We start from the raw sequence: 11,809 nt of genomic DNA on the forward strand, positions 1-11,809 counted from the left end.
TGACAGACCGTCCACGTCGTGAGGCGGCCCGGATCGCAGTCCTGGGTCACAGCAGGGACGGCACCTCGTCCGCCGAGACGGAGCGCGCGGCCCGCTCCAACGCGCTGGCGAGCAGGGCCAGATCGGTGGGGCCGTTCCCCAGCTCCCGCACCGGGCGCCGGGCCGGCGGGTCCCCCATCCGCTCCCACTCCAGGGGGACGACGGTGGGACGCAACGTAGCCGTACGGGGGATCCGGCCCGTCACCCGGCCCGCCTGGAACGCGGTCGCCCGGCCGTCGGGCGAGCGCAGCTCGCCCCGCCCCGGCGCGGGCTCCTCCGGCCCGGACGCCACCGCGTCGAGCACCACCCGCAGCGACGCCCGCTGGCCGAGCTCCGTCTCCCACACCCGCTCGCCGCGCGCCGTCGCCGCCACGAGATGCACCCCGAGCCGCTCGCCGTCCCGCGCGACGGCCTCCAGGGCGCGCACGACCGACCCGGCGGCGGGCCGCCCCGGGGAGCCGAGCGCGGGCGAGAGCAGCGCGTCGAAGTCGTCGACGAGGACCACGAGCCGGGGCAGCGGCGGGCCGGGCTCCACCCGCTGCCGCGCCCCGACGGGCCGCAGCCGCATCGTGGTGCTGGGCGGCGCGTCCAGGTCGCCGTCGGACAGCTGCGCGGGGACGGAGGCGATGCCCGCGGCGTCGTCCCCGGTCGCGGCGGCGCCGGACCCGGCGGCGGTCGCGGACGACTGGGTGCGCTGCGCCACCAGCCGCCCCGAGACCTCCCGCCGCGTGTGCCACTCGGTGAACCCGAGCCTGCCGAGCAGTTCCGCCCGCCGCTTCAGTTCCGCGGCCAGGGACTGGGCGAACTCCCGCATCCGCACGGGGTCGTTGGTGACGAGGTGCGTGGTGACGTGCGGCAGGTCCGTGCAGACACCGAGGCCCGATCCCTGCCGCGCCGCGGTCCCGCCCGCGCCGGCGCCGTCCCGCCCGTCGACGAGGACGATGCCGAGGCGGTCGGGGCGCTCGGCGGCGGCCAGGGACGCCGCGACGGACCGCAGCAGTTCCGTACGCCCGCTGCCCGCGGGGCCCTCGGCGAGCAGATGCGGCCCGTCGGCGGCGAGGTCGGCGACGACCGGCCCGCGCGGTCCCGCGCCGAGCACCGCGAGGGCGCGCCCGCCGAGCGCGTCGGGGTCGTCGGCCGCCGCGGCCCACCGTGCCATCAGGGAGGCGGGCGTGGCCCTGGCGAGCCCCAACTCGTCGAGCAGCCGGGCGGCTTGTGGTAGCGGAGCGGACACGCGCGCGTGTCCCTCGCCCGCCGTGCCGTCCGTGCGCAGCGGCGCCAGGGCCCGCGCGAACCGCTCGGCCCAGGCGGCGGAGACCGCGTCCACGGCCGCCACGGTGCCGTGCCCCGCCGGGCGTCCGCCCGCCGTCCGCATCAGCCGCAGCGCGGTCGCCACGTCACCGCTGAGCAGCGCGGCGGCGCCGCACGCGCGAAAGGGGGGCGACACCGAACAGGCCGCCTCGTACGTATCGAGGACCGGCGACGCGGGCGACGCCGCCACCGTCTCGGCGAGGCACACGACGTGGATCCCGGCGCGCGCGCCCTCGCCCGCGAGCCGGACGGCCGCCTCGCGCAGCCCGGCGGCGCCGGGGTCGCCGTCGACGACGACGACCGTACGGGCAGCGGCGTCGCCGCCGTCGGCGATGCGGTCGTCGAGGCGCCTGATCAGCTCGTCCGTACGGGCCGCCGCCTGGTCGCGGTCGAAGGCGAGGAGGAGCCTGCAGTCCTGGCCGTGCGTGGGCCGCAGGTGGGGGAGCCAGCCGAGCCAGGCCCACTCGGCGGTGCGCTCGGCCACGGGGCGCGCCCGGTCCGTGCTGATCAGCACGATCTCCAGGGAGTCGGGGGAGTGCAGCGCGGCGAGCTGGGCGAGCACCGCGCGGGCCAGGCCGGCCAGCCGGTCCCGGGGCCCGGCGAGGCCAAGGGAGCCCGCCTCCCGCAGGCCGACCGTGACGGGCACGGCGGGCAGCAGCTCCTCGCGGCCGTCGGCGGCGGGCAGCGTGCGGTCGACCGTGCCGAGCCGGACCGCGAGCGCCTCGGGGTGGCCGGGCCCGCGCTCCCAGAGCCGGGGGCCCGGACCGAGCGCGGTGAGCAGCAGGGCGGCGGGGTCCGGCCACGAGTCGGGCGTGCGGGCGGCCGCCGCCACGGCGAGGTCCTCGGGGGAGGGGGCCTGCGGCCACTCGCCCGGCCCGCCGTCCGCGGCCGGTCCGTGGCGGTCCTCGGGCCCCTCGTACTCGTCGTGGCGGTCGTACACGTCGTACGCGTCGTCCTGGCCGCCGTCGCGGCCTCCCGTCAGCCGGCGGGCCCAGGCGGAGAGGCCGCCGCGCTTGCGCAGGCGCGGCGGAACGGTCGTCCCGCGCGGCGGTGTGCCGAGCCGGGCCCGCTCGGCGTCGGGCGCGCCGGCCTGCTGCGGCACGACGGGGGTGTCGGCGCCGGGCGCGGCGAAGGCGGCGGGAGTGGCCGGGCCCGCGTACGCCCCCGGCGGGCCGTACGCGCCGTCCCCGCCGGTGCCGCCCGCGGCTCCCCAGCCCGCCGAGCCGTACGCGTGGTGGGTGGGGCCGGTCTCCGGGGCGCCCGCCGCCTCCCCCGTGGCGGTCCCCGCGGGGCGCCGCACGCGGACGTGGCCCTCGCCGTCCGGAGCGGTCGGGAGCGTGCCGCCCGCGCCGGGCGCCGGGCCGCCCCTGCCGTCCGTCAGGCGCAGCGCGGACTCGCCGATCCGCAGCAGGGAGCCGGGGGAGACGCCCGTGGGACGGCCGTCGATCTCCCGGCCGTCCACCGCGGTGCCGTTCGTCGAGCCCAGGTCAGTGACCGTGACCCGGCCGTCCTGGGCGAGCGTGACCGAGCAGTGCAGCCGGGAGACGTCCGGGTCGTCCAGGGCGACGTCCGCCTCGGCGGAGCGGCCGACCTGGATCCGGCCGCCGTGCAGCAGGTGGACACCGCCCGCGTCCGGGCCCGCGACCACGTGCAACTGGGCCGCCGCACCGGTCAGTTCGGGCCCCGGCTCGGCGGGGGCGCCCAGCGAGAGCACCGCTCCGTCGATCAAGGGGGGCTCGCCGAGCGTGCAGCGCTGGGCGTCCAGGCGCTCCGGGCCCGCGTACAGCACGAGGGGGGCCTCGCTGCCCGCCACAGCCGTGGCGAGGCCGGAGGCCACCGCGGCGAGCGCGGTTCCCGCGGGGGCGGTGACCAGGACGTCGCAGGCGCCAAGGGCCCCGGGCGGCGTCACGGGGCGGCCTTGCTGCTCGGTCTGGCCGCTGCGCGGCCCGAGGACGGTCAGCCGGATCTGCATCGCCGTCAGCGGTCCCTTCTGCGCTGGGCGCCCGGCACGGGGACACGCGCTGTGATTCCCCCCACCGCACACGGGCACGTCGGCCAGTACTGGAGGCATCCTCGCACTTGCCACCGACAACACGCCCGGCGGCCACCCGTAAGTGATCTTGATTGGTCGGCTCTGCTCGGAAAAGTGCCTGCTTGGACCGTTGGGGACAGGTGTGGGGGATATCCGGCGGAGGTCAATTCCGGACCACTCGGCAACCAATGCCCACGGGCGGGCGTCTTTCCACCGGACGACGATCCGACAACGCCCGGAAAGAAAAGGCCGGGCGGAATCCGACCCGCCGGTGCCCTGTTCTGCGGCACTACAGTGGGTCGGAACACCTTCGGACAGACCCCCGGACAGAACCAGCGTCCGGACGGGACCAGCCAGATCAGCAGGGAGCGCATGACGTGCGGCCGGTAGGCAGCAAGTACCTGCTCGAGGAGCCGCTCGGGCGCGGCGCCACGGGCACCGTCTGGCGAGCCCGCCAGCGGGAGACCGCGGGTGCCGAGGCGGCCGTCCCCGGCCAGCCCGGCGAGACCGTCGCGATCAAGGTCCTCAAGGAAGAGCTCGCCAACGACGCGGACGTCGTGATGCGCTTCCTGAGGGAGCGGTCCGTCCTGCTCAGGCTGACCCACGAGAACATCGTCAGGACCCGTGACCTGGTCGTCGAGGGCGATCTGCTCGCCCTGGTCATGGACCTGGTCGAGGGCCCCGACCTGCACCGCTACCTCCGCGAGAACGGCCCGTTCACCCCGGTCGCGGCGGCCCTGCTGACCGCCCAGATCGCCGACGCGCTCGCCGCGAGCCACGCCGACGGCGTCGTGCACCGCGACCTGAAGCCCGCCAACGTCCTGCTCAAGCAGGACGGCGGGGGCATGCACCCGATGCTCACCGACTTCGGCATCGCGCGCCTCGCGGACTCCCCGGGCCTGACCCGTACCCACGAATTCGTCGGTACGCCCGCGTACGTCGCGCCGGAGTCCGCCGAGGGCCGCCCGCAGACCAGCGCCGTCGACATCTACGGCGCGGGCATCCTGCTCTACGAGCTGGTCACGGGCCGCCCGCCGTTCTCCGGCGGCTCCGCCCTCGAAGTCCTGCACCAGCACCTCAGCGCCGAGCCGCGCCGCCCCTCGACCGTTCCCGGCCCGCTGTGGACGGTCATCGAGCGCTGCCTCGACAAGAACCCGGACCGCCGCCCCAGCGCCGAGAACCTCGCCCGCGGCCTGCGCGCCGTCGCCGAGGGCGTCGGCGTGCACTCCAGCCCGGCGCAGATCGCCGCGGCGGAGGGCGTCGGGGCCCTGCTCATGCCGGATCCGGCGCCGGCCCACGTACCGGACACCCCGGGCGCGGCCGACCCCACGCAGGTGCTGCCGAGCAACGCGGGCTCGTACGACCCGGCCGCGCCGACCAGCGTCATGCACAGCACCGGCGGGCACGGCCCTGGCTCCCCGGACGCCGACCCGACGTCCGTCCTGCCCACCGGCCCCGGCGCCGCCGACCCGACCGCGGTCATGCCGCCCGTCCCGCCGCACGGACCCGGCGGGGACCCGAACGACCCGCACCCCTGGCAGAACCAGATGCGGGCGGCCCGCGACCGCAACGAACAGACCCAGTACCAGGCGCACCTGGACCCGAACGACGACCCGCTGCGCCGCCGCCCCCAGCGCCAGGTGGCCCGCCCCCAGCAGCCGCCGCAGCAGCAGCGCCCCCAGCAGTACGCGCCGCAGCAGCCGCGCGGGCAGCGGCCGCAGCAGTACGCCCCCGCGCCGCAGCATCAGCCGCAGCAGTACTCCGCCCCCCCGCAGGCGCCGCAGCCCGCGCCGCCGCCCACGCGCGAGCCGCGGCAGCCGCGCCGGCGCAGTGCCAACCCGATGAAGATCCCGGGTCTCGGCTGCCTCAAGGGCTGCCTGTTCACGATCCTCATCCTCTTCGTCGCGAGCTGGCTGGTCTGGGAGTTCAGCCCGCTCCAGGACTGGATCGGTACGACGAAGAGCTTCTGGGGCCAGCTCGGTGACGCGTACGACAAGGTCAGCGAGTGGGCCGGGAAGATCAACGGCACCTAGGCCCTGTCGTCAAACTCCCGTCTGCCTCGCGACGCCTGGCACGCACGCTCGCCGCGTTGTCGGGCTCATCCCGGTACGCCCAGTACCGGGATGACCCTCCGCCTTGCGATCGCACGCACCAGACGCCGCGAGGCCGCCCTTTGGGCGAACGACGCGAGTTTGACGACAGGGCCTAGCGGGCGGCGATCCCGGCGATCCCCGGACGGCTTCGGGGATTTGTCGACATCTGCAGAGTGATTTCTGCTCCCGGAGTGAAGGTTGGCGGCAAGGCCGCGTAGTTTTGTCGCCAACACGCATCCGTAGGAGCAGTCTTGACGCGCAAGATCGGCAGCCGGTACACCGCCCACCAGATCCTGGGCCGTGGCAGCGCCGGCACGGTGTGGCTCGGTGACGGCCCCGAGGGCCCCGTCGCCATCAAGCTGCTGCGCGAGGACCTGGCCTCCGACCAGGAACTCGTCGGCCGCTTCGTCCAGGAGCGCACGGCTCTGCTCAGCCTCGACCACGCGCGCGTGGTGGGCGTCCACGACCTCGTGGTCGACGGCAACGACCTGGCGCTTGTCATGGACCTCGTCCGCGGCACGGATCTGCGCACCCGTCTTGAGCGCGAGCGGCGCCTCGCCCCCGAGGCCGCCGTCGCCATCGCCGCGGACGTCGCCGACGGCCTCGCCGCCGCGCACGCCGCCGGCATCGTGCACCGCGACGTCAAGCCCGAGAACGTCCTCCTGGACATGCAGGGCCCTCTCGGACCCGGCGGCGCCCACCCGGCCCTCCTCACGGACTTCGGCGTCGCCAAGCTGATCGACTCCCCGCGCCGCACCCGCGCGACGAAGATCATCGGCACGCCGGACTACCTCGCCCCCGAGATCATCGAGGGCCTGCCGCCGCGCGCCGCCGTCGACATCTACGCGCTGGCGACCGTCCTGTACGAACTCCTCGCGGGCTTCACACCGTTCGGCGGCGGGCACCCCGGGGCGGTCCTGCGCCGCCACGTCACCGAGACGGTGGTCCCCCTCCCCGGCATCCCCGAGGAGCTCTGGCAGCTCCTCGTCCAGTGCCTGGCGAAGGCGCCCGCGTCCCGGCTGCGCGCCTCCGAGCTGGCCGCGCGCCTGCGGGAGCTGCTGCCGCTGGTCGCGGGGATGCCGCCGCTGGACGTCGACGAACCGGACACGGAGGCCTCGCAGGCCGAGGAGGCGTACGAGGACGCCGCCCCCGAGCCGCGCCCGAGCGCTCCCCGGCGGGGCGCGGTCCCTCTCGTCCCTGGCTCCGCCTCCGCCGACTCCAACCGCGACACGCACACCTCGATGCGGGTGCCTGGCCCCGACGAGCTGGCCGGCGGCGCCCGCGGCACGGCCCGCGCGCCGCGCGCGTCCGGCGCGGCGCGGCCCGGCTCCGCCAAGCACCGGGCCTCGGCGCGGCGGCGCCGGATCACGCTGGGGGTGGCGGGTGTGGTGCTGGTCGCCGCGGCGGGCATCGGCACGTGGGCCGCTACGAGCGGCGACGACACGGACACGCCCCCCTCGGAGCCGAGCGACTCAGCTCCCCGGACCCCCTGACTCCGCCCCGCTGTCCCCGCCTGCGGGCGTGTGGGGCGGGGGCCTCTGTCGCATCTCCGCCTGCGGGAGGTGGGGGTCGCTCGCGCAGTTCCCCGCGCCCCTGAGTAGTCCACCTCGTCCCGCACCAAAGGCGCCCCGCAAGGGGCGCGGGGAACTGCGCGCTCAGCTGACGGCGGCCCGCAGGCGAAAGCGGACGTACATGCCGCCCGAGCCGCAGGTGCCCTCTCGGGGGCGCGGGGAACTGCGCGCCCAGCTGACGGCGGCCCGCAGGCGAAAGCGGGCGTGCATACGGCCCGAGCCGCAGGTGCCCTCTCAGGGGCGCGGGGAACTGCGCGCTCAGCCGACGGCGGCCCGCAGGCGAAAGCGGACGTACGTACCGCCCGAGCCGCAGGCGCCCCCTCAGGGGCGCGGGGAACTGCGCGGCCAGCCCCCACCACCCGCAGCCGAGCGCAACCGGAAAGCCCCCCACCCCCACCGCCCCGCCCCCCGCAGGGCCCCGCAGGGCCCGCCCCGGTTGCCGTAGCCGTTACGCTGGAGTCGTGGCAGTCGTCGATGTATCCGAAGAGCTCAAGTCCCTCTCCTCGACCATGGAGTCGATCGAGGCCGTCCTGGACCTCGACAAGATGAGGGCCGATATCGCCGTGCTCGAGGAGCAGGCGGCCGCACCGTCCCTCTGGGACGACCCCGACGCGGCGCAGAAGATCACCAGCAAGCTGAGCCACCTCCAGGCGGAGGTCAGGAAGGCCGAGGCGCTCCGTGGGCGCATCGACGACCTCAGCGTGCTGTTCGAGATGGCCGAGGAGGAGGACGACCCGGACACCCGCGCCGAGGCCGAGTCCGAGCTCACCGCCGTCAAGAAGGCGCTGGACGAGATGGAGGTCAGGACCCTCCTCTCCGGGGAGTACGACTCCCGCGAGGCCGTCGTCACCATCCGCGCGGAGGCCGGCGGCGTCGACGCCTCCGACTTCGCCGAGAAGCTGCAGCGCATGTACCTGCGCTGGGCGGAGCGCCACGGCTACAAGACGGAGCTCTACGAGACGTCGTACGCGGAAGAGGCCGGCATCAAGTCGACCACCTTCGCCGTCAACGTCCCGTACGCCTACGGAACGCTCTCCGTGGAGCAGGGCACCCACCGCCTCGTGCGCATCTCGCCCTTCGACAACCAGGGCCGCCGCCAGACCTCCTTCGCCGGCGTCGAGATCCTCCCCGTGGTCGAGCAGACCGACCACATCGAGATCGACGAGAGCGAGCTGCGCGTCGACGTGTACCGCTCCTCGGGCCCCGGCGGCCAGGGCGTCAACACCACCGACTCCGCGGTGCGCCTGACCCACCTGCCGACCGGCATCGTCGTCTCCTGTCAGAACGAGCGCTCGCAGATCCAGAACAAGGCGACCGCGATGAACGTCCTCCAGGCGAAGCTCCTCGAGCGTCGCCGCCAGGAGGAGCAGGCGAAGATGAACGCCCTCAAGGGCGACGGCGGCAACTCCTGGGGCAACCAGATGCGTTCGTACGTCCTGCACCCGTACCAGATGGTGAAGGACCTGCGGACGGAGTTCGAGGTCGGCAATCCCGAGTCCGTCTTCAACGGCGAGATCGACGGTTTCCTGGAAGCCGGAATTCGCTGGCGCAAGCAGCAGGAGAAGTAAAAGCCGCCGAGAACGGCTTTATCGACAAGGCAACTGCCGCCCAAGAGGCGGCAGTTGCCTTTTACGTCACAGTCACATCTCCGTAGGACGGTCAACTACCCCGATATCGGACATCGCGCCCGCAACGACCTTGACGCTGCTGTGAAAAGTGGAAAGGCTAGCGCGCGGCATGCGTATTCCTGGGGCGCGTGGGATCCGTGGGGGCTGATCGAATCGCCCCCGGCGAATACGGCCCCGGACGCTGCCTCACTGACAATTGAGCTACTGGGGGTAGCAGCCAGATGACCAAGAAGACGCGGATCCGTGTCGCGCGGATAGCCGCCGGCGCCGTGATCGCCGCCGGTGCCTCGCTGACCGCCGCGGGTGCCGCCTCGGCCCTCGACGTCGGTGTCGACCTCGGCGGTGTGGGCGTCGGCGCGCACGCCGACGAGAGCGGCGTCGGCGTGGACGTGGACGTGCCGGGCGCCGAGGACCCGGAGATCCCGGGACCGGACGAGCCCACGGACGAGCCGCCGGAGCCCACCGAGGAGCCCACCGACCCGGAGGAGCCGACGGAGGAGCCGACCGAGCCCACCGAGGACCCGGACCCGACGCAGCCCACCACCGAACCGACCGAGGACCCCACCACGGACCCGACCGACCCGGGCAACGGTGACGGCGGCAACACCGGCAACGGTGGCGGCCACGGCGGCAACGACACCGACCCCGACGGCGGCGCCGCCCCCGTCGAGCAGGGCAAGGGCAAGGACAGCCTGACCGACACCGGCTCCAAGCCGGTCGAGCAGGGCGGCCACACCGCCGACCAGGGCGGCAAGGGCGGCAAGGGCGGCGAGCTCGCCGAGACCGGCGCCGCCGAGACCACGTTCCTGCTGATCGGTGCCGCGACGATGATCGCCGGCGGCATCGGCTTCCGCGTCCTGCCGCGCCTCGTCGGCAACCGCGGCGCCGCTGCCTGACCCAGGCGGTGACGTACGCCACGTACGTGTGAAAGAAGGGCCCGGAGCTTCGCGAAGCTCCGGGCCCTTCTTCGATGTCTCCGCCGATGCGTGCCGTGACTCTTCGTGTCCGCTCCGGGCGGTGAAAAGTGCTGCTACGCGCTCTGGTGCGCCAGCAGCGCGAGCGCCGCGATCAGCACGACGAGCAGCGCTATCAGTGCCGCGGGGTTGAGCCCTGCGAAGGGGCCTTCCTGCTGCATGCGCGCGCGACTGGCCCGGCACACGGGGCAGCGGCCTTCACTCACGGGCGCTGCGCAGTTCGCGCATACCAACCGATCCAGGGTCATGCGCTTCTCCTCCCGCACAGTCTCAGCCTGCCCAACGCTGGGGGGAACTCAATCGTTCCCCCTACCACTGTGCCAGCTTCCGCGGATTTCGGCGCGGCCCGCCGCCTCTCGACGGTTTACGGCGGATCCGTACCCCCGTACTTCCGAGACAATCCGCGCAACTCAGGACGCCGACTGCGCTCGTGCACCGGCTTCGCGTAGGGTCACGCTCACCTACCCCCGGCAACCCGTGGTGCATCCGTGATCCGATTCGACAACGTCTCCAAGGCCTATCCGAAGCAGACCCGCCCCGCGCTCAGGGATGTCTCCCTAGAGATCGAGAAGGGTGAGTTCGTCTTCCTGGTGGGGTCCTCCGGCTCCGGAAAGTCCACCTTCCTGCGGCTCGTCCTGCGTGAGGAGCGCACCAGCCACGGCCAGGTGCACGTCCTCGGCAAGGACCTCGCGCGCCTGTCCAACTGGAAGGTGCCGCACATGCGCCGCCAGCTGGGCACCGTCTTCCAGGACTTCCGCCTCCTGCCCAACAAGACCGTCGGCGAGAACGTGGCCTTCGCGCAGGAGGTCATCGGCAAGTCCCGCGGCGAGATCCGCAAGTCCGTGCCCCAGGTCCTCGATCTCGTGGGCCTCGGCGGCAAGGAGGACCGGATGCCCGGCGAGCTCTCCGGCGGTGAGCAGCAACGCGTCGCGATCGCGCGCGCGTTCGTCAACCGCCCCAAGCTCCTCATCGCCGACGAGCCGACCGGCAACCTCGACCCGCAGACGTCCGTCGGCATCATGAAGCTGCTCGACCGGATCAACCGCACCGGCACCACCGTCGTGATGGCCACCCACGACCAGCAGATCGTGGACCAGATGCGCAAGCGGGTCATCGAGCTGGAGAAGGGCCGTCTCGTCCGCGACCAGTCGCGCGGCGTCTACGGCTACCAGCACTGACGACCCCGTCTCGCTCGTACCGTCTGATCCACCTGATCCACTGAAAGGCCGCCATGCGCGCCCAGTTCGTCCTGTCGGAGATCGGCGTCGGTCTCCGCCGGAACCTCACGATGACCTTCGCGGTCATCGTCTCCGTAGCGCTTTCGCTCGCCCTGTTCGGCGGTTCGCTGCTCATGCGTGACCAGGTGAGCACGATGAAGGGCTACTGGTACGACAAGGTCAACGTCTCGATCTTCCTGTGCAACAAGGCCGACGCCGAGCAGGACCCCAAGTGCGCCAAGGGCGCCGTCACGAACGAGCAGAAGGACCAGATCCTCGGCGATCTGAAGAAGATGCCCGTCGTGGACAAGGTCCAGCACGAGTCGGCGGACGAGGCGTACAAGCACTACAAGGAGCAGTTCGGCGACTCCCCGCTGTCCAGCTCGCTGACGCCGGACCAGATGCAGGAGTCGTTCCGCGTCAAGCTCAAGGACCCGGAGAAGTACCAGGTGGTCGCGACCGCCTTCTCGGGGCGGGCCGGCGTGCAGTCCGTGGAGGACCAGAAGGACTATCTGGACAACCTCTTCGAACTGCTCAACGGCATGAACTGGGCGGCCGTGGCGGTGATGGCGCTGATGCTCGTCGTCGCGCTGATGCTGATCGTCAACACCGTGCGCGTATCGGCGTTCAGCCGCAGACGCGAGACCGGCATCATGCGGCTGGTCGGCGCGTCCAGCTTCTACATCCAGATGCCGTTCATCATGGAGGCCGCGGTCGCCGGCCTCATCGGCGGCGGTCTCGCCTGCGGAATGCTGCTGGTCGGCCGGTACTTCATGATCGACCACGGTCTCGAACTCTCCGAGAAGATCAACCTGATCAACTTCATCGGCTGGGACGCGGTCCTGGCCAAGCTGCCGCTGGTGCTCGCGATCGGCCTTCTGATGCCCGCGCTTGCCGCGTTCTTCGCGTTGCGCAAGTACCTGAAGGTGTGACAAGAGCCCTCA

8 protein-coding genes are annotated in these 11,809 nt (G+C 73.3%); 6 read left to right on the forward strand and 2 right to left on the reverse strand.

Annotated elements, in window-relative coordinates; translation table 11 throughout:
* Positions 1–46: 46 nt before the first annotated feature.
* A complete protein-coding gene (locus ACFVYL_RS05700; RefSeq protein ID WP_389713106.1) occupies positions 47–3,322 on the reverse strand; it encodes an FHA domain-containing protein in 3,276 nt (1,091 codons plus the stop codon).
* Between the two features lie 437 nt (positions 3,323–3,759).
* On the opposite strand from ACFVYL_RS05700, the gene ACFVYL_RS05705 reads away from it, so the two are divergent.
* The 4 genes from ACFVYL_RS05705 (at position 3,760) to ACFVYL_RS05720 (ending at position 9,570) form a co-directional block, all read left to right on the forward strand.
* Entirely contained in the window at positions 3,760–5,415 is a 1,656-nt protein-coding gene (locus ACFVYL_RS05705; protein WP_389713107.1) for a serine/threonine-protein kinase, read from the forward strand.
* A gap of 311 nt (positions 5,416–5,726) precedes the next feature.
* Positions 5,727–6,968, forward strand: a complete 1,242-nt coding sequence (locus ACFVYL_RS05710; protein WP_389713108.1) for a serine/threonine-protein kinase — start codon at positions 5,727–5,729, stop codon at positions 6,966–6,968.
* 539 nt (positions 6,969–7,507) lie between these two features.
* Positions 7,508–8,614 (forward strand): peptide chain release factor 2, encoded by a 1,107-nt coding sequence (gene prfB, locus ACFVYL_RS05715; protein WP_389713110.1) that lies wholly within the window; start codon positions 7,508–7,510, stop codon positions 8,612–8,614.
* 281 nt (positions 8,615–8,895) lie between these two features.
* Positions 8,896–9,570, forward strand: coding sequence for a hypothetical protein (locus ACFVYL_RS05720; protein ID WP_389713112.1), 675 nt, complete (start codon positions 8,896–8,898; stop codon positions 9,568–9,570).
* Between the two features lie 134 nt (positions 9,571–9,704).
* Here the strand turns inward: ACFVYL_RS05720 and ACFVYL_RS05725 are convergent, their stop codons facing one another.
* Positions 9,705–9,896, reverse strand: a complete 192-nt coding sequence (locus ACFVYL_RS05725; protein ID WP_389713113.1) for a hypothetical protein — start codon at positions 9,894–9,896, stop codon at positions 9,705–9,707.
* A 240-nt stretch (positions 9,897–10,136) separates the two neighbouring features.
* Here ACFVYL_RS05725 and ftsE point away from each other — a divergent pair, with 240 nt between their 5' ends.
* Complete coding sequence (gene ftsE, locus ACFVYL_RS05730) at positions 10,137–10,826, forward strand: cell division ATP-binding protein FtsE (protein ID WP_055569411.1); 690 nt, start codon at positions 10,137–10,139, stop codon at positions 10,824–10,826.
* A 53-nt stretch (positions 10,827–10,879) separates the two neighbouring features.
* Complete coding sequence (gene ftsX, locus ACFVYL_RS05735; RefSeq protein WP_389713114.1) at positions 10,880–11,797, forward strand: permease-like cell division protein FtsX; 918 nt, start codon at positions 10,880–10,882, stop codon at positions 11,795–11,797.
* Positions 11,798–11,809: the final 12 nt, after the last annotated feature.

Origin of the sequence: Streptomyces sp. NPDC058308 (assembly GCF_042880275.1) — a bacterium.
Classification (GTDB): domain Bacteria; phylum Actinomycetota; class Actinomycetes; order Streptomycetales; family Streptomycetaceae; genus Streptomyces.

Bases quoted from the DNA above. Each gene is read 5' to 3' on its own strand.
- ACFVYL_RS05700 (WP_389713106.1), bottom strand. From the start codon at position 3,322: ATGCAGATCCGGCTGACCGTCCTCGGGCCGCGCAGCGGCCAGACCGAG.
- ACFVYL_RS05725 (WP_389713113.1), bottom strand. From the start codon at position 9,896: ATGACCCTGGATCGGTTGGTATGCGCGAACTGCGCAGCGCCCGTGAGT.
- ACFVYL_RS05720 (WP_389713112.1), top strand. From the start codon at position 8,896: ATGACCAAGAAGACGCGGATCCGTGTCGCGCGGATAGCCGCCGGCGCC.
- ftsX (WP_389713114.1), top strand. From the start codon at position 10,880: ATGCGCGCCCAGTTCGTCCTGTCGGAGATCGGCGTCGGTCTCCGCCGG.